This is a genomic window from Pseudomonas sp. HN2, from assembly GCF_020736465.1.
Lineage (GTDB): Bacteria > Pseudomonadota > Gammaproteobacteria > Pseudomonadales > Pseudomonadaceae > Aquipseudomonas > Aquipseudomonas moraviensis_A.
Genome location: NZ_CP085885.1, coordinates 5,260,208 through 5,281,116, shown reverse-complemented (window position 1 = coordinate 5,281,116; position 20,909 = coordinate 5,260,208). Strand labels below are relative to the sequence as shown.

Sequence of the window (20,909 nt, the reverse complement as noted above, 5' to 3'; positions counted from 1 at the left end):
CTGCGGCCCGAAAGGTTTTACTGGGTGCCAGGCGAACCCGACACCCGATCCAATTTAGCTGGCGACGATGTTGACCAGTTTGCCCGGCACCACAATCACTTTGCGAATGGTCAGGCCGTCGACGAACCGCAGCACGTTCTCGTTGACGCGCGCGGCGGCTTCGATTTCCTCGCGGGTGGCGCTGGCCGGCATTTCGATCTGGCCGCGCAGTTTACCGTTGACCTGAATGACCAGAGTCAGGTTGTCCTGCACCAGAGCGCTTTCGTCCACCGCCGGCCAGCCGGCATCGATCACCGCATCGGCGTGACCCAACTGTTTCCACAGTTCATGGCTGATATGCGGAGTGATCGGCGCCAGCAGCAAAGTGACCGCTTCGAGACCTTCGTGCAGCAGCGCGCGATCCTGTTCGGTGCCTTGGGCGGCTTTTTCCAGCACGTTCATCAGCGTCATGACTTGCGCGATGGCGGTGTTGAATTTGTGGTTCTGGCCGACGTCATGGCTGGCCTGCTTGATCGCCAGGTGGATCGCGCGACGCACGGATTTCTGCTCGTCGCTCAGAGCGCCAACCTCAAGCTTGCCCGGCAAGCCTTGGGTGACGTGGGCTTGCGCCAGACGCCAGACACGCTTGAGGAAGCGGTGCGAGCCTTCAACGCCGGAGTCCGACCATTCCGCACTCATGTCGGGCGGCGAGGCGAACATCATGAACAGGCGGCAAGTGTCGGCACCGAACTGGTCGATCATCGACTGCGGGTCGACGCCGTTGTTCTTCGACTTGGCCATCTTCTCGGTGCCGCCGATTTCCACCGGCAGGCCGTCGGATTTCAGCCTGGCGCTGATGACCTTGGCTTTGCTGTCGCGTTCGAGTTCGACGTCGGCCGGGTTGAACCAGGTGTAGGCGCCGTTGGCTTCGCGACGATAGTAGGTTTCGGCGATCACCATGCCTTGGGTCAGCAGGTTCTTGAACGGCTCGTTGGAGCTGACCAGACCTTCATCGCGCATCAGCTTGTGGAAGAAGCGCGCATAGAGCAGGTGAAGAATGGCGTGTTCGATGCCACCGATGTACTGATCCACCGGCAGCCAGTGATCGGCGGCGGATTTCTCGACCAGACCACCCTCGAAGTGCGGCGAGGCGTAACGGGCGTAGTACCACGACGACTCGACGAAGGTGTCCATGGTGTCGGTTTCACGCTTGGCAGGCTCGCCGCATTTCGGGCAAGTGCACTCGTAGAACTCGGGCATGCGCGCCAGCGGCGAACCGGCGCCGTCCGGCACCACGTCTTCAGGCAATACGACCGGCAGTTGATCTTCCGGCACCGGTACGTCACCGCACGCAGCGCAGTGGATGATCGGGATCGGGCAGCCCCAGTAGCGCTGGCGGCTGATGCCCCAGTCGTGCAGGCGGAACTGGGTGCGCGAGGCGCCCAGCTCTTTCTTGATCAGGGCCACTTCCATGGCGTCGAACGCGCCAGCGAAGTCGAGGCCGTCGAACTCACCGGAGTTGATCAGCGTGCCGTGCTCGCCATAGGCGTCTTGCCACGGCGCCGGGTTGGTGTCACCGGAGCTGGTGCGCACCACCGATTTCACCGGCAGATTGTACTTGTGGGCGAATTCGAAATCGCGCTCGTCGTGCGCCGGGACCGCCATGACTGCGCCGTCGCCGTAGTGCATCAGCACGTAGTTGGCGACCCACACCGGCAGTTTTTCACCGGTCAGCGGGTGCTCGACGAACAGGCCGGTCGGCAGGCCTTTCTTTTCCTGGGTGGCGACGTCGGCTTCAGCGACGCTGCCGCCCTTGCATTCAGCGATGAACGCTTGCAGCTCAGGGTTGTTTTGCGCGGCAAGGGTCGCCAGCGGGTGCTCGGCCGCCACGGCGACGTAGGTCGCGCCCATCAGGGTGTCCGGACGGGTGGTGAAGACTTTCAGGGTGCCGGCTTCGCCGATCGAGTCGACGTTGTACGGAAACTGCACTTCCATGCCGCGGGACTTGCCGATCCAGTTGCGCTGCATGGTCTTGACCTGTTCCGGCCAGCCAGTCAGTTCGTCGAGGCTTTCCAGCAGCTCGTCCGCATAGGCAGTGATCTTGAAGTAGTACATCGGGATTTCGCGCTTTTCGATCAGCGCGCCGGAGCGCCAGCCGCGTCCGTCGATGACTTGCTCGTTGGCCAGCACGGTCTGGTCGACCGGGTCCCAGTTCACGGTGCCGTTCTTGCGGTAGATCACGCCTTTTTCGAACAGGCGAGTGAACAGCCATTGTTCCCAGCGGTAGTAGTCCGGCTTGCAGGTGGTCACTTCACGGGACCAGTCGACCGCGAGGCCGAGGCTGCGCAGCTGCGACTTCATGTAGGCGATGTTTTCGTAGGTCCACTTGGCGGGCGCCACGTTGTTCTTCATCGCGGCGTTTTCCGCCGGCATGCCGAACGCATCCCAACCCATTGGCTGCAGAACATTCTTGCCTTGCATGCGCTGGTAGCGCGAAATCACGTCGCCGATGGTGTAGTTGCGCACGTGGCCCATGTGCAGCTTGCCGCTGGGGTACGGGAACATCGACAGGCAGTAGTAGGTTTCCTTGCCTGGCTGTTCACTGACTTCAAAGGACTTTTGCTCATCCCAGAACGACTGGGCGGCGGCTTCGATCTCACGTGGCTGATATTGTTCGTGCATGGCTACTTTTGTACTGGATAGGGGTGGCCTAATCCGCTTCGACGGCTGCATTCGGGATCGCCCGAGTGCGCTGGAAGTGGAATGACAGGAAGCGCCGTAGCATACATGACCGCGCTTGGCCGAGGGAAACCCTGATTACAGCTGTTTGCCAGAGGGTTGCGTGGCGAGGGCCGTTGGTCGCGGCGTGTAGCCGGTTCGTGCAGCGAAGCTAAGCTCTAACTGGGGAGTGAGTCTTATCTTCAATGAGGTGAGGGATGGTGGAGCAACGGAAAAAAAACGTAACGAAACCCGAGTTGTACGAAAGGTTGATCGATCGTCTGGGCATGGCGTTGGACGCCGTGAAAACCGCTGACCGGCTGCGCGACGAGCGCCCCCTGGAACTGGAATTGCGTGGCTTGAGCCCCGCCGAGTTCAAACTGGTCAAGGCCTATCTGGATCGCAGTGAACGTGAAACGCAGGGATGCCTGTCTCAAGCAGTGAAGCAGCTCGATGCAGCACATTCGGCCAAGGTCATCTGGCTCAAGGACAAGGCGCCGCGCAGAGACACCGGCAAGGTTCGCTCTGTGCAGGCCAAGTAAGCGCATGGCAGGTCGGGAACGGATCTTTTGCAACAGGATCCCGCCTATTGGTTGTAACCCTTGATTAACACTCTTAGGCTTCGGGCATCTTTGGAGATGCCCGATGCCCTTTCGATATTTCATCAAACAACTTTTATTGCCGCCCGGCATTCTCTTGCTGCTGTTGCTGTCCGCCTGGTGGCTGCGCCGCTCGCGACCGCGTCTGGCTGGCGTGTGTTTTGCCCTTGGCTTTGGCGGCCTGTGGCTGATGAGCCTGCCGGTCGTGGTGCAATGGAGCGCCAAGGCATTGGAGCGCGAGCCGCCGCTGGCCCGGCAGGAATGGGCGACGCTTGGGCAACGCGCCGAAGCTATTGTGGTGTTGGGCTCGGGACGTGAGCGCGGTGATCTCGCCTGGGGCGAAGACCAGCCAACCGGCGTCGGTCTCGAGCGTCAGCGTTACGCAGCGCGCCTGGCCAAGGCCTCGGGCTTGCCGATCCTGACCAGCGGCGGCCTGCATTACGGCACGCCACCGACCGAGGCGAAATTGATGGCGGATTCGTTGCGTGATGACTTCGACGTGAGCGTGCGCTGGCAGGAAGGCGAGAGCCGCACCACATGGGAAAACGCGCGGTTCACGGCGGATATTCTCTTGCCGCAGGGGATCAAGCGGGTCGTCGTGGTGACACAGGCGTGGCATATGCCGCGCGCGGTGTGGAGTTTTCAACAGGCGGGATTCGAAGTAGTGCCAGCGCCGGTGGGTTTCCTTGGCACCGATAACGCCCGGCCTTTCGGTGGCTGGCTGCCGGAGTTCAAGTCGATCTGGCAGAGCGGGCAGTTGCTCAATGAGGCGGTGGGGCAGGTGGGGTATTCGCTGTTTTACCGAGGTGAAGCCAACCACGATTGACTCGCTGCTGCTAATGCCCTCTTCGCGAGCAGGCTCGCTCCCACATTGAAATGCATTCCAACTGTGGGAGCGAGCCTGCTCGCGAAGCTTTTAAAGGGTTTTCGACATCCGGTTCGCCATCAGCGCCCAGCCAAACAGCAGCAGGCACAGCACAATCAACGGCCACGAACGCCATTGCAGATAAGGCGTCAGGTTATGCATCGGCACCACTTCGCCGTACAGCACGCCCTGTTCGAACTGCGGAATCTGCTCGGTGATCTGCCCGAACGGGTTGATCAGGCCGGTAACGCCGTTGTTGGTCGCGCGGATCATCCAGCGTCCGGCTTCCAGTGCGCGCATCTGCGCCATTTGCAGATGTTGCAGCGGCCCGATGGAAGTGCCGAACCAGGTGTCATTGCTGATCGTCAGGAGCAGATCGCTGCGTGCCGATAGCCCGGCGGCGAATTCCGGATAGACCACTTCGTAGCAGATGAACGGTGCGATCTGGTAACCCTTGGCCTGCAACAGCGCCTGATCGGAAGGGCCGCGAGCGAAGTCCGACATGGGCAGGTCGAAGAACGCGATCAAACCGCGCAACACATCCTGCAACGGCACGTATTCGCCGAACGGCACCAGTTTCTGCTTCAGATAAGTGCCGTCGCCTTCGCCGACCACGGTGATGCCGTTGAAGAAGCGTCTCTCTTTATGCACGGTCTGGCGGATCGGGACGCCGGTGATCAGCGCCGATTTACGCTCGGCGGCGAAGCTGCCCATCATCGTCAGGTAGCCCTCGGCGGACTCCTTCAACACCGGCACGGCGGTTTCCGGCCAGATCAGCAGGTCGACCGGTTTGGAACGGAAACTCAAGTCGCGGTACAGCGCCAGTTGTGCGTTGAGCTCGGCCGGGTCCCATTTCATGCTTTGCGCGACGTTGCCCTGAATCGCAGCCACCGTCAGCGGTGCGCCGGACGGGCTGGTCCAGGCGTGGCCTTTGAGGGCGACGCCCGCTATCCAGGGGCCCAGCAGAAGTACCAGGCCGGCAGCGATAAAACCCTTGCGCCGCGCCTGCAACAAGCGCGGCGCGTTGTAGATCAGTGCTGCCGTCAGTGCCAGCACAAACGACACCAGCCACATACCGCCCACCGGCGCGAGCCCGGCCAGCGGGCCGTCGAGCTGACTGTAACCGGAGTAAAGCCACGGGAAACCGGTGAGGAACCAGCCGCGAAACGCTTCCTGCCCGACCCACAGCGCAGCAAAAGCCAGGGCATCCGCCAGCGGCGCCTCGTTACGGCGCAACCAGCGCGCCCACAGCCAGGCGGGCAAGGCGAAGAACCAGGCAATCGCCGCTGTGAACAGCAGCATCAGGAACCCGGCAAGCAATACCGAAGCGCCGCCAAAATGGTGAATGCTGTAATAGATCCAGCTGGTGCCGGCGCCAAACAGGCCGAAGCCGAAGCACCAGCCACGACCCAGCGCCTGACGAGGGCTCAGCTCACGCAAACCGGCATAGAACAGACCGACCGCCAGCAACGCCAGCGGCCAGATGTTGAACGGGGCGAGAGCGAAAGTGGTGATTGCACCGGCCGCCACGGCCAGCAGGTTACCGGGCCAGCCGGGGCGGGTAGTCCAGCGCATTTCAGTCCTTAGCGAGCAATAGGTGTCAGACGCAGCAAATGAATCCGACGGCTGTCGGCGTTCAGGATGCGGAAACGATAGGGGCCGATTTCAGTGATTTCGTTGCGTTTTGGCAAGTGGCCGAACGCGCTCATCACCAGACCGCCGACGGTGTCGAATTCGTCGTCGGAGAATTCGCTGTCGAAAAACTCGTTGAAGTTCTCGATCGGCGTCAGCGCCTTGATCAGGAAATCACCGCTGGGCAGCGGCTTGATGTAGCTGTCTTCCTCGACGTCGTGCTCGTCCTCGATATCGCCAACGATCTGTTCGAGCACGTCTTCGATGGTCACCAGACCGGCCACGCCGCCGTACTCGTCGATGACGATGGCCATGTGGTTGTGGTTGGCGCGGAATTCACGCAGCAACACGTTCAGACGCTTGGACTCCGGTACAAACGTGGCCGGGCGCAGCAGATCCTTGATGTTGAAGCTGTCGCCGTTCTCTTTGAAGATCAACGGCAGCAGATCCTTGACCAGCAGCACGCCCATCACGTCGTCATGGCTTTCGCCGATGACCGGATAGCGCGAGTGGGCCGAGTCGACCACGGCCGGGAGAAATTCGCGGGGTGTCTGGGTCGCCTTGATGCTGATCACTTGCGAGCGCGGCACCATGATGTCGCGCACTTGCAAGTCAGCCACCTGAATGGCGCCTTCAACGATGGCCAGCGCTTCGCTGTCCAGCAGTTTGTTCTGATGTGCGTCGCGCAGCAGCTCGAGGAGCTCCTGGCGGTTCTTCGGCTCGTGGGCAAAAGCCTGGGTCAATTTACCCAGCCATGACTTCTGCCCGTTGCTCGATCGATCTTCGCTCATAGCGATTACTCTGAATCCTTTGTTGTAACGATGGGGGAGTGTTCGGTTTCGTCGTCCGCGTACGGATCGCGATAGCCCAGTTCGGCAAGCAACTCGCGTTCCAGTGCTTCCATTTCCTCGGCTTCGTCGTCATCTATATGGTCGTAACCCAGCAGATGCAAGCAGCCGTGAATGACCAGATGTGCCCAGTGGGCCTTTAGTTCCTTGCCCTGCTCGGCGGCTTCGCGTTCGACCACGGCCACGCAGATCACCAGGTCGCCGAGCAGCGGGATGTCGAGAAACTCGTCAGGCACTTCCGCCGGGAACGACAACACATTGGTCGCGTAATCCTTGTGGCGCCAGGTGTGGTTGAGCTCGCGGCCCTCTTGCTCGTCGACCAGACGAATGGTCATTTCCGAATCAGCGGTGCGCTGACGCAGGGCCAGTTCGCACCACTGGCGGAACTCGGCTTCACTGGGCGCGCTGGCCTCGGTGGCGATTTGCAGATCCAGCTCAAGCATCGCGCGAGGCTTCCTTCGCGGCTTCGGCACGGGTCTCGAAGCGCTCGTAGGCCTCGACAATCCGCTGCACCAACGGGTGGCGCACGACGTCTTTGGGCTGGAAGTGGGTGAAGCTGATGCCGGGCACGTCTTTCAGCACTTCGATCACATGGTGCAGGCCGGATTTGGTGCCGCGCGGCAGGTCGACCTGGGTGATGTCGCCGGTGATCACGGCGGTGGAGCCAAAGCCGATGCGCGTGAGGAACATCTTCATCTGCTCGACGGTGGTGTTCTGGCTTTCGTCGAGAATGATGAAGCTGTTGTTCAGCGTGCGACCGCGCATGTACGCCAGCGGCGCAACTTCGATCACTTGTTTTTCGATCAGCTTGGCGACGTATTCGAAGCCGAGCATTTCGTACAGTGCGTCATACAGCGGGCGCAGGTACGGGTCGATCTTCTGCGACAGGTCGCCGGGCAGGAAGCCGAGTTTTTCACCCGCTTCGACCGCCGGACGCACCAGCAGGATGCGGCGGATCTGCTCGCGTTCCAGTGCATCAACCGCGCAGGCCACGGCCAGATAGGTCTTGCCGGTACCGGCCGGGCCGATGCCGAAGTTGATGTCGTTGCCGAGGATTTCCTTCACGTAGCGCTGCTGATTCAAGCCGCGTGGGCGAATCATGCCTTTTTTCGTACGCAGGGCGACGGTCGGTTCGGCGGGGGCTGGATTGTCGAGATCCGCGCCGGCCGATTCCTGGATGAACAGGTGCACCAGGTCTGGCGACAGCTCGGTACCCTTGGTTTCCCGGTACAGGCGGCGCAGCAGGTTTTCCGCAGACGTGGTGAGTTTGGGGTCGCCAATCAGCTCGAACTGGTTTCCGCGATTGCGGATCTCGATGGCCAGGCGCTGCTCGATCAAGCGCAAATGCTCGTCGAATTGCCCGCACAGATTGGCGAAGCGGCGAGCCTCAAAAGGCTCGAGGAGAAAACGATGTGGTTCGATGGGTGCGTTCAAGGTCGTATTTAGCCGCCCTGGGGCAATTAGGATGAAATCAAGGATAACGCCAGTGGCGTGGGTGCGAAAGCTCTTAAATATCTCAGCCGATCAGCGCCGCTGCGCTTTACCTGTGGGAGCGAGCCTGCTCGCGAAGGCGGCGACACATTCAACATTGATGTGTCTGACAGACCGCCTTCGCGAGCAGGCTCGCTCCCACAGGAGAAATGCGGCGTTATTGAATTAAAGAGCCGCGCAGCGAGTGCGGTTGCGCCGCATCGATGTGCACGTCGGCGAACTGGCCGATCAGGGTCGGATTGTCGCAGCGGAAGTTGACGATACGATTATTCTCGGTACGGCCTTGCAGCTCGCCCGGGTCTTTCTTCGAATAATCGGTCACCAGAATGCGCTGGATCGAACCGACCATTTGTCGGCTGATCTCGAAGCCTTGCTGATTCAAGCGATGTTGCAGCGCATTCAGACGTTCTTTTTTCAATTCTTCCGGGGTGTCATCGGCCAGATCAGCGGCGGGCGTGCCCGGGCGCTGGCTGTAGACGAACGAGTAGGAGAAATCGAAGCCGACATCGGCAATCAGTTTCATGGTCTGTTCGAAGTCTTTTTCGGTCTCGCCGGGGAAGCCGACGATGAAGTCCGAACTGATGCAGATTCCCGGAACGGCCGCGCGCAGTTTGCGCAGCTTGGATTTGTACTCCAGCGCCGTGTGGTTGCGCTTCATCGCCGCGAGGATCCGGTCCGAGCCCGACTGCACCGGCAAGTGCAGGTGCTTGACCAGTTCCGGCACTTCGGCGTGGGCCTGGATCAGGCTGTCGGAGAACTCCAGCGGATGTGACGTGGTGTAGCGGATGCGGTCGATGCCATCGACAGCGGCGACCACACGAATCAGCTCAGCCAGATCGGCCAGGCGACCGTCGTGAGTCGAGCCGCGATAGCCGTTGACGTTCTGCCCCAGCAAGGTCACTTCGCGCACGCCGTTTTCGGCAAGGTGAATGATTTCCGCGATCACGTCATCGAACGGCCGGCTGACCTCTTCACCACGGGTGTACGGCACCACGCAGAACGTGCAGTACTTGCTGCAGCCCTCCATGACCGACACATAGGCACTCGGGCCGTCGATGCGTGGCTCGGGCAGGTGGTCGAATTTTTCGATTTCCGGGAACGAGACGTCAACCTGCGGCAGCTTGCTGCTGCGCGCGGCGTCGATCATCTCGGGCAGACGGTGCAGGGTCTGGGGGCCGAACACCACGTCAACATACGGAGCGCGATCGCGGATCGCCGCACCTTCCTGACTGGCCACGCAACCGCCGACGGCGATGACCATGTCCGGGTTGGCCAGCTTCAGTTCGCGCCAGCGGCCGAGCTGCGAGTACACGCGATCCTGCGCGCGCTCACGGATCGAGCAGGTGTTGAGCAGAATCACGTCGGCGTCTTCCGCGCGGGCGGTGACTTCCAGGGCCTGATGTTCGCCCAGTAGATCGACCATGCGCGAGCTGTCGTACTCGTTCATCTGGCAACCGTGGGTTTCGATGTATAGCTTCTTGGCCATGGATTCGGGTCGTCACGTGATTCAAAGAACCGCGCATTATAGGGAACAAGCCGTCAGGTTCCTACCGCTGTGCGTCCGGTGGCTATGCTATAGTTCGCGCCCTCATTTTTACCCCGATGTTATCCGCCCGCCATGACCAAACGCGAAGCTCCAATCTACAAGGTGATTTTCCTCAACCAGGGCCAGGTGTTCGAAATGTACGCCAAGCAGATCTATCAAAGTGATCTGTGGGGTTTCCTGGAAGTTGAAGAATTCGTCTTTGGCGAGCGCACGCAGATGGTCGTCGATCCGAGCGAAGAAAAGCTCAAGGCGCAATTCGAAGGCGTGGTGCGCAGCTTTGTGCCGATGCATTCGATTGTGCGCATCGACGAAGTGGAACGTCTGGGCACGCCGAAAATCAGCGAAGCCCGCGGCGCGGTCGGCAATGTCATGCCGTTTCCGATGCCGATGCCTGAGAAGTAAAAAACAGATTCAAAGCTGGAATGATGTTGTGGCGAGGGAGCTTGCTCCCGTGCGGCTGCGCAGCAGTCGTCAGACCAGAAAATGCATTGTGTCAGCCAGATCGGGATTGCAGGGTTTAGGGCTGCTTCGCACCCCGGCGGGAGCAAGCTCCCTCGCCACAGGGGGCTTACGGAAGAGGTGAAAATGGCGTACGCCCATCGGCGCTCTGCAGTTCCATGAGGTATTTGCGGAAAATCTGTCCGAGCACCTGAGTGGCGGTTTCCAGATCTTCGCGGGACATCTTTTCCGAGACTTCGTCGGCCGTGTCCAATGCCTCTTCGGCACCGTTGACCGCCGCCATCTTCAGCACGATGTACGCCTGGATATTGTTGGCCTGCACGCCTTCACCATGGAAAAACATGCTGCCGAGCTTGAATTGCGCCTGAGCGTGGCCTTGCAACGAGGCCTTTTCGAAATAGCTCAGGGCTTGATTGAGGTCGCGCGTCGCGTTCTTGCCGTCGTAGTAGAACTCACCCAACTCGTACTGCGCTTGCGCATCCCCTTCATCCGCCGCTTTCTGGCAGGCGGCCAATGCCTGCGTGACGTCTTGCGGCTGAGTATTGAGGGTGCAACGACCCATCGCCGGGATCAACAACGAGTTGCCGCCTGCTTGTGCATGCGCGAGCAGGGGCTGAAGGAGCAACAGGCAGCCCAATGCAAGGGTGCGGCCGGTGCGGTTCATGGGAATCGACTTACCTCTGAAGGGCACGCGGACCCGTCGAGGGATCCAATAAGCGCGCATTATGAAATAAGCAGGGCCAACCTTACAAAGTCTTTACTCGTTTTTCTGCTGCGTGGGGAATATATCGCCCGATTCGGGCAGGATTTGCGCAGGCACGTCGGAAAAACCGAGGCTATGTAGGTGAAAGCTGACGCTGGCCATAGCCAACGTCAGCGGTGTGGCGATTATTTCAATGCGGCGAAGGCGCGCTCGGCAGCGTCCAGCGTCAGTTGCAACTCGGCTTCGCCATGGGCGATCGAGGTGAAACCGGCTTCGAACGCACTCGGCGCCAGGTACACGCCACCTTCCAGCATCAGGTGGAAGAAGCGACCGAACAGGGCCGCGTCGCTGGCCATCACGTCGTCGAAAGTGACGATGTCGTCGGCCCCACTGAAATACAGGCCAAACATGCCGCCGGCCTGAGTGGTCACGAACGGAATGCCCGCAGCATCGGCGCGTTCTTGCAGGCCATCGAGCAGGCGCGTGGTGTAGTCGGTCAATTCGGCGTGGAAACCCGGGCGGCTGATCAAACGCAGAGTCGTCAGGCCGGCCGCCATCGCCAGCGGATTACCCGACAGCGTACCTGCCTGATACACCGGCCCCAGCGGGGCGATGCGCTGCATGATCTCGCGCTTGCCGCCGAAGCAGCCCACCGGCATGCCGCCGCCGATGATCTTGCCGAAGGTGGTCAGGTCCGGCGTCACGCCGTAGTGCGCCTGGGCACCGCCGAGGGCGACGCGGAAACCGGTCATCACTTCGTCGAAGATCAGCACCACGCCGTGCTTGTCGCACAGCGAACGCAGGCCTTCGAGAAAGCCCGGCGCTGGCGGCACGCAGTTCATGTTGCCAGCCACCGGCTCAACGATGATGCACGCCACCTCCTCACCCACTTCGGCGAGCATCGCCTCAACCGCATCGATGTCGTTGAACGGCAGGGTCAGGGTGTGTTTGGCGAACGCTGCCGGCACGCCGGCCGAGCTCGGTACGCCCTGGGTCAGTGCGCCGGAACCGGCCTTGACCAGCAGGCTGTCGGAGTGGCCGTGGTAGCAGCCTTCGAACTTGATGATGCTGTCGCGGCCGGTGAAACCACGGGCCAGACGAATCGCACTCATGGTCGCTTCGGTGCCGGAGCTGACCATGCGCACCATGTCCATCGACGGCACCAGCGAGCAGACCAGATCGGCCATCTCGGTTTCCATCGAGGTCGGCGCGCCATAGGATAGGCCGTGTTGCAGCTGATTGCGCACCGCATCGAGCACGTCCGGATGGCTGTGGCCAAGGATCATCGGACCCCACGACCCAACATAATCCACATAACGCTTGTCGTCTTCGTCGGTGACGTAAGCGCCTTCGGCGTGTTTGAAGAACAGCGGGGTGCCGCCGACGCTCTTGAACGCGCGAACCGGCGAGTTGACGCCACCGGGAATGTGTTTCTGAGCATTGGCAAACAGGGTTTCGGAACGAGACATGATCGGGCTCTCAAATCAGATTTTCAGAAGTTCGTTGAAGGCACGGGTGCGGCGGGTCACTTCAGCACTGCTGTCAGCACCGAACAGGCCATGGACCACGGCGAGCAGATCGACACCATGCTCGACCAGCGGCGCGGCGTTATCGAGGGTGATGCCGCCAATCGCGCAGATCGGCAAGTGCAGCTTGCGTTTGGCTTCGTCGAGCAGGTCGAGGCTGCAACTCGGCGCACCGGGTTTGGTGGTGGAATTGAAGAAGCGGCCGAAGGCGACGTAACTCGCGCCTTCTTTGGCGGCTTGTTCGGCCAGGGCGATCTGCCCGTGGCAGGTCGAACCGATGATGGCTTTCGAGCCGAGCAGGGCGCGGGTCGGCGAAAGCGGGCCGTCGGTCTGGCCGAGATGCACGCCGACGTTGAGGCGCGCGGCCAGTTCGGCGTCGTCGTTGATGATCAGCTGAGTCTTGTAGCGTTCGCACAGATTGCGCAGCGCTTCGGCCTCGCGCAGACGGCGGGCCTCGTCGCTGCTCTTGTCGCGGTATTGCAGCAGGGTGACGCCGCCTTCCAGCGCCGCCTCCACGTAAGACAGAAACTTGCCGGCCAGCAACTGGCTGTCGGTGATGGCATACAGGCCACGGAGTTTCATCGGGCAGACCTCACGACGTTACGAGCAGAAATCCAGCGGCAGACGGCGCGGCACGAACTGGCCTTTGCCCAGTTGTTCGGCGTCGCGCAGGGTCCGCCAGGTGTAATCCAGCGCAGTGCGCACGGCACTGGCCAAGTGTTCGCCCTGGGCCAGTCGACCGGCGAGGGCGCTGGCCAGCGTGCAACCGGAGCCGTGATAGCTGCCCGGCAGGCGCTGGCAGATAAAGGTTTCGCGCAGACCGTCGCGGCTGTACACGCGGTTGTGGATCTCCGTTTCGTCGCCGTGGCCGCCGGTGATCAGCAGGTTCTTGACGAACGGCAGGAGTTTTTCTGCGCATTCGTCGGCAGTGCCGTCAGGCAATTCGGCGAGGATCCGCGCTTCAGGAAGATTGGGCGTGGCAATGATCGACAGCGGCAGCAGACGCTCGCGCATCGCGTAGCCGACCTCGTCCTTGCCCAGGCGTCCGCCGCCACCGGCTCGCAGCACCGGGTCGCAGACCACCGGCAAGTGCGGGTGCGCCGAGAGCAGCTCGACGATGGTGTCGACCATTTCCAGCGAACCGAGCATGCCCAGTTTCACCGCCGCGACTTCGGAGTCGTTGAGCACGGCATTGGCCTGGGCCAGCACCCACTCACGGTCGAGAACGCGAAAGTCAGTGACGTTGACGGTGTCTTGCACGGTCAGGGCGGTGACGGCCGGAGCCGCATGGCAACCCTGCGCGAGCAGGGCTTCGATATCTGCCTGCAAGCCGGCGCCACCACTGGGGTCGTGGCCGGAGAGACAGAGGACAACGGGGCGGGAGCTGTAGATATTCATGGTGCGCGAGCTTACCACCAAAGCTGATTTGCGGGTTCCTCCTGACTGCGTTTGCGAGCAGATTGTCGGACAACACTGCAGCTACCATTGTGGCGAGGGAGCTTGCTCCCGCTGGGTTGCGATGCAGCCCCCTGCATTTATCCAGGCGCAGCGCATTTACAGGTTTTACGACTGCTGCGCAGCCGAGCGGGAGCGAGCTCCCTCGCCACAAAAGCGGATCGCATTGATCTTCCTGACCAATGCAACAGCTCTAGGCCGCTGCTTTGCTCTGGAACGCCCGTTCTAGAGCCGTTGTAGGAAAAATTTCCATGGTGCTCAATGGCCATCAACGGCTATGCTAGGCTGGATCCAAACAATCACAGGTAATACCGGTTTTACGTCTACTCAAAGGGAATGGGGGGGCTTCCTGACACAACCGGACGAGCCACGCTGGGGCTTCAATGCGCTATTTGCTGATGTTGCTGTTCTGCTTGCCCCTCATGGCGAGCGCTGTCGAATTCGACGAATTCACCCAGAGCCTGCCGCTGGGCCGATCGCTGCAAGTGTTCGAAGACCCGAGCGGTCAGGCGACGATTGCCGACGTCCGTGCGCAAGATGCCGCCGGCCAGTTCAAAACCCACGATAAAGCCACGCTCAATGCCGGTTACTCGCGTTCGGCGTTCTGGCTGAAGATCGATCTGCATTATCGTCCGAGCAATCCGGCCGCCCAGCGCACCTGGCTGCTGGAGCTGGCGTATCCGCCGCTCGATCACCTCGATCTTTATTTGCCCGACGCCAGCGGTGCATACCGACTGGTGCGCCAGACCGGCGATGCCTTGCCTTTCGCCAGCCGCGAGATCCGCCAGAACAATTACCTGTTCGACCTGCCGTTCAAACCGAACCAACAACAGACGCTGTATCTGCGACTGGCCAGCGAAGGCTCGATCCAGGCGCCGGTAACGTTGTGGTCAAGTACCGCGTACCTGGAAGACCAACCGGTGCGCCTGTATGTGCTCGGCATTATTTATGGCGTGCTGCTGGGGATGCTGGTCTACAACCTGTTCATCTACCTGAGCGTGCGCGACACCAGTTATCTCTATTACATCTTCTATATCGGCTCGTTCGGCCTTTATCAGTTGTCGGTAAACGGTGCAGCGGTCGAATATTTCTGGCCGGACAACCCGTGGTGGGCCAACGCTGCGACGCCGTTCTTCATTGGATGCGCCGGACTGTTCGGCAGCCAGTTCGCCCGCAGTTTCCTGCAGACCAAAACCCACAGCCCTTGGCTGGATCGTTTGCTGATCGGTCTGATTGCCTTCAGTGCAATGGTGGTCGGTCTGTCGCTGATGACCAGTTACGCCCTGGCCCTGCGCCTGGCGACCACACTGGCGCTGACCTTCACCGTGGTGATCTTCGCCGCCGGGATTCTTGCCTGGTGGCGCGGCCTGCGCGTGGCGCGTTATTTCATCATCGCCTGGTCGGCATTCCTGCTCGGCGGCATCGTCAATACGCTGATGGTGCTGGGCCTGCTGCCCAACGTGTTCCTGACCATGTACGCCAGCCAGATCGGCTCGGCGATCGAGGTCGCGCTGCTGTCGCTGGCGCTGGCCGATCGCATCAACGCCATGCGCGAACAACAGGCCCAGACCTTGTACGACGCCGGGCAGAAGCTCGAGGTGCTCAACCAGCAACTGGCCCACAGCAACAAGCTCAAGGATGAATTCCTCGCCACCCTGACCCATGAACTGCGCACGCCGATGAACGGGGTGATCGGTTCGCTGGAGCTGATGCAGACCGTCGACCTCGATCCCGAACTGGAGCAGTACCAGCAGACTGCCGCCGGATCCGCCCGCGACATGATGCGCATGGTCAATGGCATCCTCACCCTGACTGAATTGCAGGCCGGCAAGCTCAAGGCCACGCCGGGCAGTTTCAGCCTGCGCGCAGTGGTCGAAGCGCTGCGCGTGCAGTTCGAGGGAAATGCGGCGGGCAAGTCGCTGGACTTCAAGGTCGACGTGCTGCCGATCCTGCCGGATCGCTTGCTTGGCGACAGCGCGAAACTGGCGCAGTGCCTGGAATGCCTGTTGGACAACGCCATCAAGTTCACCCGTGTCGGCGGCCTTGCGCTACGCGTCACCGGGCGGCCTTCGATGGATAACCGCATGGCGCTGTCGTTCGCGGTGATCGACACCGGCATCGGTTTCACCGATCTCGGCGAGGCGACCCTGTATCAGCGCTTCTTCCAGCTCGACGGTTCGATGACTCGCGAATACGGCGGCCTGGGGGTGGGGCTGGCGATCTGTCGGCAACTGGTCGAATTGCTCGACGGCAAACTCACCCACCGCTCCGAGCCCGGACGCGGTAGCCGTTTCCAGCTCGATGTCGAATTCGAGCTGCCGGTTATCGAAGCTCCTGCGGATCAGCCGCCCCGCGATTGCATTCGTGCGCCGCAGGATTGCACGGTGCTGCTGGTGGATGACAACAACGTCAATCAACTGGTGATGCGCGGCATGTTGCTCAAGCTCGGTTTCCGCGTGCGCAGCGCTGACAACGGCGCCGCCGCGCTGGACTGCCTGCAACGGGAAAGCTTCGATGCGGTGTTGATCGATTGCCAATTGCCCAGCCATGAAGGCGCCTCGTTGTGCTGCCAGATCCATGCGCTGCCGGGCTGTGCGCACCTGCCGGTATTCATGCTGGCGTTGACCGCTGACCGCGAACACTGCACCCCGGGCGCGGCCATCGACTATCTGCCCAAACCGGTGAAATTCGAGGATCTGCAGGCTGCGTTGCAGCGCCGCGTGCTCAGCTGTTGAGGGGGTAAAAGCGCCGCAAAAACGGCGCGTATGACACTTTGTTCAAAAAAGCACCAGTGCTTAACTGGTGCCATTGCTGAACAAGGAGCACCGTCATGAACTTGCATCAGTTCGCCGAAACCCATGAAGTCACCAACCAGCCACCGTCGCTGGAAGGCACCAACCTGTACCGCATCGATCTGCCGCTGCAGGAGTGGTCGCGGCGTTTCGGCGCTGGTTGGGCCGAGTCGCGGATCGATGCCTATGGCGCACTGGCGGGCGGGCCTTTGATGGAGGCGGGATTTCTCGCCAACCAGAACAAACCGGTATTTGCCAGCCATGATCGCTACGGTCACCGCATTGATCTGGTCGAGTTTCATCCGGCTTATCACGAACTCATGCGTACCGCGATCGAACATGGCCTGACCTCGCTGCCCTGGGCGCACCCGCAGGACGGCGCCCATGTCGCCCGCGCGTCGATGACCTATCTGCACAGCCAGGCTGAAGCGGGCAGTGGGTGCCCGTTGACCATGACCTTCGCCAGCGTGCCGGCCCTGCGCTTGCAGCCGGACCTGGCTGAACAGTGGCTGCCCAAAGTCCTCGCCACCGAATACGATCCGCGTAATGTCGGCATGGCGCACAAGGCCGGCGTCACCATCGGCATGGCGATGACCGAGAAGCAGGGCGGCACCGACGTTCGCGCCAATACCACCAAGGCTTATCCGGTCGGTGCCAGCGGCCCGGGGCAGGCGTACGAACTGGTCGGCCACAAGTGGTTCTGTTCGGCGCCGATGTGCGATGCCTTCCTCACGCTGGCGCAGACCGACAAGGGTTTGAGCTGCTTCCTCCTCCCTCGTCATCGCCCGGACGACACGCGCAATCAGTTCTACATCCAGCGTCTGAAAAACAAACTTGGCAACCAGTCCAACGCCTCCAGCGAAGTGGAATTTCGTGGCGCACTGGCGTGGATGGTCGGCGAAGAAGGGCGCGGCGTGCCGACCATTATCGAGATGGTGGCGATGACCCGTTTCGATTGCATGGTCGGTTCCAGTTCGCTGATGCGCCAGGCGCTGACCCAGGCCAGCCATCACTGCGCTCATCGCAAGGTTGGCGGCAAATTGCTCAGCGAGCAGTCGCTGATGCAAAACGTGCTGGCGGATCTGGCGCTGGAAAGCGAAGCCGCGCTGGCCCTGAGTCTGCGCATGGGCAGGGCGCTGGACAACCTGAATGATCGCCACGAAGCGCAGTTCGCGCGGCTGGTGACGGCGGTGGGCAAATACTGGATCTGCAAACGCGCGCCGGGGATGATCAACGAAGCCGCCGAATGCATGGGCGGCGCCGGCTACGTCGAAGACAGCATCCTGCCGCGCTTGTACCGCGAAGCGCCGGTGAATTCGACGTGGGAAGGTTCGGGGAACGTGCAGTGTCTGGACGTACTGCGCGCTTTGTCGAAAGAGCCGGGCGTGCTCGACGTGCTGTTCAGCGAACTGGGCGACGGCCATGGCGACAAGCGTCTGGCTGCGCATATCCAGCAGTTGCAGGCGGAATTCAAGGATACCGGTGATATTCAGTACCGGGCGCGGCAGTTGACCGAAGACATCGCGCTTGGGTTGCAGGCCAAGCTTTTGTTGGAGGCGGGGAATTCAACCGTCAGCGATGCCTTCATTGCCAGTCGCCTGAGCGGTGGAGGCCGCGTCTACGGCGCATTGCCCCGTGGGCTGGACGTCGAAGCCATCGTCGCCCGCTCGACTCCACAGCTTTTCTGACCCCACGAAACCCTTGTAGGAGTGAGCCTGCTCGCGATAGCGGTGCATCAGTCGATGCAAATGTCGACCGGTAGACCGCTATCGCGAGCAGGCTCACTCCTACAGGGATCGTATGTGACCGACATAATGTGCGGTTGCCAACATGCCACTGTTCCCGTGCGACCACGATGCAGGCAAGATGAAGCTCTGCAAGTCAGAACACAGGAAGCTGATCGTGACCGAAGCGTTTATTGTCGTTCAAACCGCCGAACAAGCCGTGGATCGTCTGGCCGAGCTGCATGAGCGGGCCACCACCGCGCTGAATTCAGCGCTCAAGCGTTACCTCAAGGACCGCGTCGAACCCGACGCCGAACAGCGTGCCCTGTTTCGCTATCCCGAACTGCGTCTGACCTACCACTGCCAGGGCGAAGTGCCGCAGACCACCCGCGCTTACGCCAAAGTGCAGTTGCCGGGCACTTACAGCGTCACCGTCACCCACCCGGCGGCGTTTCGCAAATACCTGCTCGAACAACTGACGCCGTTGATGCACGACTTCACCGTGACCGTCGAAGTCGGCGTCAGCCAGCAGAACATTCCCTATCCGTACGTGGTCGAGCAGGGCGATGAACTCGCCGGTTCCGGCGTCACCGCCGCCGTGCTGGCGCGGGTGTTCCCGAGTACCGATCTGTCCGCTGCCACTGATGGCATTGCCGACGGTCTCTACGACTGGGAAAACACCGATCCGCTGCCGCTGGCGCTGTTCGATGCCGCGCGGGTCGACTTCTCGCTGCGCCGTCTGGTGCATTACACCGGCAGTGACTGGCGCCATGTGCAGCCGTGGATTCTGCTGACCAACTATCACCGCTACGTCGACCAGTTCATCGTTCATGGCCTGGAGCAACTGCGCAATGACCCGCGGTTCGTGCGCATGGTCCTGCCGGGCAACGTGATCATCGAGAAGAGCATGGATCACGGCGAAGCGTCAGCCATCGCCGCCGGTGTGGTCTGGCACCGTTACCAGATGCCGGCCTACCACCTGATCGCCAACGACGGCCATGGCGTCACGCTGGTGAACATCGGCGTCGGCCCGTCCAACGCCAAGAACATCACCGACCACCTCGCCGTGCTGCGTCCGCATTGCTGGCTGATGATCGGCCACTGCGGCGGCCTGCGTCAGTCGCAGACCATCGGCGACTACGTGCTGGCCCACGCTTATATGCGTCGCGACGGCATTCTCGACCGCGTGGTGCCGCCGAACATTCCGATCCCGGCCCTGGCCGAAGTGCAGCTTGCTCTGCAACAGGCAGCAGCGAATGTTACCGGCGAGAAGGGCGACGACCTGAAGAAACGCCTGCGCACCGGCACGGTTCTGACCTATGACGACCGTAACTGGGAACTGCGCTGGGCGCAGGAGCGGCCGTTGATCAACCTGTCCCGCGCGGTTGCAGTGGACATGGAAAGCGGCACGATCGCAGCGCAAGGTTATCGCCTGCGAGTGCCGTACGGCACGCTGCTCTGCGTCTCGGACAAACCGCTGCACAGCGAAATCAAATTGCCGGGCTCGGCCAACGCCTTCTATGAGCGTGCGGTCAGCCAGCATTTGAAGATCGGTATCGAAGCGGTGGATCTGCTGCGCACTGAACTCAACTCGCTGCACTCGCGCAAACTGCGCAGCTTCGACGAACCGCCGTTCCGCTAACGGTTAGTCGTGGTCATTTGGCGGTCAGGGCACTAGCATTAACAGCCCTGATCGTTAGATGTCCTGTTCGCCATGTCCCGTCCTCCACGTCCACCTTCGCGCCGTCCCGGTGTGAAACCGCAATCGTCCTCGCCACGCCGTGTCGCAAAAGCACCGCCGGCGGAGCCGAAACTGATCCTGTTCAACAAACCTTTCGACGTGCTGACGCAGTTCAGCGACGGTGAAGGGCGGGCGACGCTCAAGGATTACATCGATGTGCCGGGGATTTATCCGGCCGGACGTCTGGATCGCGACAGCGAAGGTTTATTGCTGCTTACCAACGACGGCCAGTTGCAAGCGCGCATCGCCGATCCGAAACACAAACTGGCGAAGACCTATTGGGTGCAGGTGGAAGGCGAGCCGACGGCCGAGCAGTTGCAGCGCCTGCGTGATGGCGTTGAACTGAATGACGGCATGACTTTGCCGGCCGAAGCGCGGCAATTGGACGAGCCTGAATTGTGGCCGCGCAATCCGCCGGTGCGCTTTCGCAAAAGCGTGCCGACGAGCTGGCTGGAACTGGTGATTCGCGAAGGACGCAACCGTCAGGTGCGGCGCATGACCGCGGCGGTCGGGTTGCCGACGTTGCGTCTGGTGCGGGTCAGGATTGGTGACTGGACGATCGAGGGGCTCGATCAGGGCCAGTGGAAGGAAGTACCGGCGCGCTTATAAAGCGCCGGATTCGATCAGGCCGATCACCACGCTCTTGATGATGAACGCGGCCACGCCCAGCCCCAGCACGAAAAACAGAATCAACGAGCCAAAGCGCCCGGCCTTGGACTTCTTTGCCAGATCCCAGACGATGAAACCCATGAAAATGATCAGGATGCTGACCAGACCGGTCATCATCCACTCTTCAAATACGGCTGGATCCATTGGGTTTCTCCGGCATGG

18 protein-coding genes are annotated in these 20,909 nt (G+C 61.3%); 7 read left to right on the top strand and 11 right to left on the bottom strand.

All coding sequences use genetic code 11. The features are described 5' to 3' along the window. Positions 1-54: 54 nt before the first annotated feature. On the bottom strand, positions 55-2,661 hold the full coding sequence (leuS, locus tag LIS66_RS23420; RefSeq protein WP_227973129.1) for a leucine--tRNA ligase: 2,607 nt from the start codon (positions 2,659-2,661) through the stop codon (positions 55-57). Between the two features lie 254 nt (positions 2,662-2,915). Here leuS and LIS66_RS23415 point away from each other — a divergent pair, with 254 nt between their 5' ends. Continuing rightward, positions 2,916-3,239 (top strand): hypothetical protein, encoded by a 324-nt coding sequence (locus LIS66_RS23415; RefSeq protein ID WP_024014441.1) that lies wholly within the window; start codon positions 2,916-2,918, stop codon positions 3,237-3,239. Positions 3,240-3,342: 103 nt separating this feature from the next. Then, entirely contained in the window at positions 3,343-4,122 is a 780-nt protein-coding gene (locus LIS66_RS23410) for a YdcF family protein (protein WP_227973128.1), read from the top strand. 90 nt (positions 4,123-4,212) lie between these two features. Here the strand turns inward: LIS66_RS23410 and lnt are convergent, their stop codons facing one another. The 5 genes from lnt to miaB all read right to left on the bottom strand — a co-directional run bounded on the left by lnt (position 4,213) and on the right by miaB (position 9,618). Beyond that, positions 4,213-5,736, bottom strand: a complete 1,524-nt coding sequence (lnt, locus tag LIS66_RS23405; RefSeq protein ID WP_064364062.1) for an apolipoprotein N-acyltransferase — start codon at positions 5,734-5,736, stop codon at positions 4,213-4,215. An 8-nt stretch (positions 5,737-5,744) separates the two neighbouring features. Then, positions 5,745-6,584, bottom strand: a complete 840-nt coding sequence (locus LIS66_RS23400; protein ID WP_227973127.1) for an HlyC/CorC family transporter — start codon at positions 6,582-6,584, stop codon at positions 5,745-5,747. Between the two features lie 5 nt (positions 6,585-6,589). Then, complete coding sequence (ybeY, locus tag LIS66_RS23395) at positions 6,590-7,084, bottom strand: rRNA maturation RNase YbeY (RefSeq protein WP_064364063.1); 495 nt, start codon at positions 7,082-7,084, stop codon at positions 6,590-6,592. Beyond that, the gene (locus tag LIS66_RS23390) at positions 7,077-8,075 is read right to left on the bottom strand and encodes a PhoH family protein (RefSeq protein ID WP_042610568.1); all 999 of its coding nucleotides are present in this window, start codon (positions 8,073-8,075) and stop codon (positions 7,077-7,079) included. The genes ybeY and LIS66_RS23390 overlap by 8 nt, the downstream gene beginning before the upstream one ends. 214 nt (positions 8,076-8,289) lie before the next feature. Then, complete coding sequence (miaB, locus tag LIS66_RS23385; RefSeq protein WP_064364064.1) at positions 8,290-9,618, bottom strand: tRNA (N6-isopentenyl adenosine(37)-C2)-methylthiotransferase MiaB; 1,329 nt, start codon at positions 9,616-9,618, stop codon at positions 8,290-8,292. Positions 9,619-9,750: 132 nt separating this feature from the next. Between miaB and LIS66_RS23380 the strand changes: the two genes are divergently transcribed. Next, a complete protein-coding gene (locus LIS66_RS23380) occupies positions 9,751-10,080 on the top strand; it encodes a DUF1820 family protein (RefSeq protein WP_016773045.1) in 330 nt (109 codons plus the stop codon). 166 nt (positions 10,081-10,246) lie between these two features. Here LIS66_RS23380 and LIS66_RS23375 read toward each other — a convergent pair whose 3' ends face one another. The 4 genes from LIS66_RS23375 to LIS66_RS23360 form a co-directional block, all read right to left on the bottom strand. After that, positions 10,247-10,801: a tetratricopeptide repeat protein gene (locus LIS66_RS23375; protein ID WP_042610566.1), complete on the bottom strand. Its 555-nt coding sequence runs from the start codon at positions 10,799-10,801 to the stop codon at positions 10,247-10,249. Between the two features lie 224 nt (positions 10,802-11,025). Continuing rightward, a complete protein-coding gene (gene hemL, locus LIS66_RS23370; RefSeq protein WP_042610565.1) occupies positions 11,026-12,309 on the bottom strand; it encodes a glutamate-1-semialdehyde 2,1-aminomutase in 1,284 nt (427 codons plus the stop codon). 15 nt (positions 12,310-12,324) lie between these two features. Next, positions 12,325-12,948, bottom strand: a complete 624-nt coding sequence (thiE, locus tag LIS66_RS23365) for a thiamine phosphate synthase (protein ID WP_227973126.1) — start codon at positions 12,946-12,948, stop codon at positions 12,325-12,327. A gap of 18 nt (positions 12,949-12,966) precedes the next feature. After that, positions 12,967-13,764: a hydroxymethylpyrimidine/phosphomethylpyrimidine kinase gene (locus LIS66_RS23360; RefSeq protein WP_042610662.1), complete on the bottom strand. Its 798-nt coding sequence runs from the start codon at positions 13,762-13,764 to the stop codon at positions 12,967-12,969. A 440-nt stretch (positions 13,765-14,204) separates the two neighbouring features. Here LIS66_RS23360 and LIS66_RS23355 point away from each other — a divergent pair, with 440 nt between their 5' ends. From LIS66_RS23355 to LIS66_RS23340, 4 genes are all read left to right on the top strand, one after another. Next, a complete protein-coding gene (locus LIS66_RS23355; protein WP_227973125.1) occupies positions 14,205-16,556 on the top strand; it encodes a hybrid sensor histidine kinase/response regulator in 2,352 nt (783 codons plus the stop codon). Positions 16,557-16,651: 95 nt separating this feature from the next. Further along, positions 16,652-18,301: an acyl-CoA dehydrogenase family protein gene (locus LIS66_RS23350; RefSeq protein WP_227973124.1), complete on the top strand. Its 1,650-nt coding sequence runs from the start codon at positions 16,652-16,654 to the stop codon at positions 18,299-18,301. Positions 18,302-18,479: 178 nt separating this feature from the next. Further along, positions 18,480-19,979, top strand: a complete 1,500-nt coding sequence (gene amn / locus LIS66_RS23345; protein ID WP_161806087.1) for an AMP nucleosidase — start codon at positions 18,480-18,482, stop codon at positions 19,977-19,979. 72 nt (positions 19,980-20,051) lie between these two features. Continuing rightward, the gene (locus tag LIS66_RS23340; protein WP_042610561.1) at positions 20,052-20,687 is read left to right on the top strand and encodes a pseudouridine synthase; all 636 of its coding nucleotides are present in this window, start codon (positions 20,052-20,054) and stop codon (positions 20,685-20,687) included. Here the strand turns inward: LIS66_RS23340 and LIS66_RS23335 are convergent. Further along, positions 20,682-20,891 carry a DUF2788 domain-containing protein gene (locus tag LIS66_RS23335; protein WP_042610560.1) on the bottom strand — a complete coding sequence of 70 codons (210 nt, stop codon included), beginning with the start codon at positions 20,889-20,891 and terminating at the stop codon, positions 20,682-20,684. The two genes, LIS66_RS23340 and LIS66_RS23335, sit on opposite strands and share 6 nt — an antisense overlap. Between the last annotated feature and the right edge of the window lie 18 nt (positions 20,892-20,909).

Coding starts and splice junctions, on each gene's coding strand:
- LIS66_RS23355 (WP_227973125.1), top strand. CDS start 14,205: ATGCGCTATTTGCTGATGTTGCTGTTCTGCTTGCCCCTCATGGCGAGC.
- hemL (WP_042610565.1), bottom strand. CDS start 12,309: ATGTCTCGTTCCGAAACCCTGTTTGCCAATGCTCAGAAACACATTCCC.
- LIS66_RS23380 (WP_016773045.1), top strand. CDS start 9,751: ATGACCAAACGCGAAGCTCCAATCTACAAGGTGATTTTCCTCAACCAG.
- ybeY (WP_064364063.1), bottom strand. CDS start 7,084: ATGCTTGAGCTGGATCTGCAAATCGCCACCGAGGCCAGCGCGCCCAGT.
- LIS66_RS23350 (WP_227973124.1), top strand. CDS start 16,652: ATGAACTTGCATCAGTTCGCCGAAACCCATGAAGTCACCAACCAGCCA.
- LIS66_RS23400 (WP_227973127.1), bottom strand. CDS start 6,584: ATGAGCGAAGATCGATCGAGCAACGGGCAGAAGTCATGGCTGGGTAAA.
- LIS66_RS23360 (WP_042610662.1), bottom strand. CDS start 13,764: ATGAATATCTACAGCTCCCGCCCCGTTGTCCTCTGTCTCTCCGGCCAC.
- amn (WP_161806087.1), top strand. CDS start 18,480: ATGAAGCTCTGCAAGTCAGAACACAGGAAGCTGATCGTGACCGAAGCG.
- LIS66_RS23335 (WP_042610560.1), bottom strand. CDS start 20,891: ATGGATCCAGCCGTATTTGAAGAGTGGATGATGACCGGTCTGGTCAGC.
- LIS66_RS23410 (WP_227973128.1), top strand. CDS start 3,343: ATGCCCTTTCGATATTTCATCAAACAACTTTTATTGCCGCCCGGCATT.
- LIS66_RS23415 (WP_024014441.1), top strand. CDS start 2,916: ATGGTGGAGCAACGGAAAAAAAACGTAACGAAACCCGAGTTGTACGAA.
- lnt (WP_064364062.1), bottom strand. CDS start 5,736: ATGCGCTGGACTACCCGCCCCGGCTGGCCCGGTAACCTGCTGGCCGTG.
- LIS66_RS23375 (WP_042610566.1), bottom strand. CDS start 10,801: ATGAACCGCACCGGCCGCACCCTTGCATTGGGCTGCCTGTTGCTCCTT.
- LIS66_RS23340 (WP_042610561.1), top strand. CDS start 20,052: ATGTCCCGTCCTCCACGTCCACCTTCGCGCCGTCCCGGTGTGAAACCG.
- thiE (WP_227973126.1), bottom strand. CDS start 12,948: ATGAAACTCCGTGGCCTGTATGCCATCACCGACAGCCAGTTGCTGGCC.
- miaB (WP_064364064.1), bottom strand. CDS start 9,618: ATGGCCAAGAAGCTATACATCGAAACCCACGGTTGCCAGATGAACGAG.
- leuS (WP_227973129.1), bottom strand. CDS start 2,661: ATGCACGAACAATATCAGCCACGTGAGATCGAAGCCGCCGCCCAGTCG.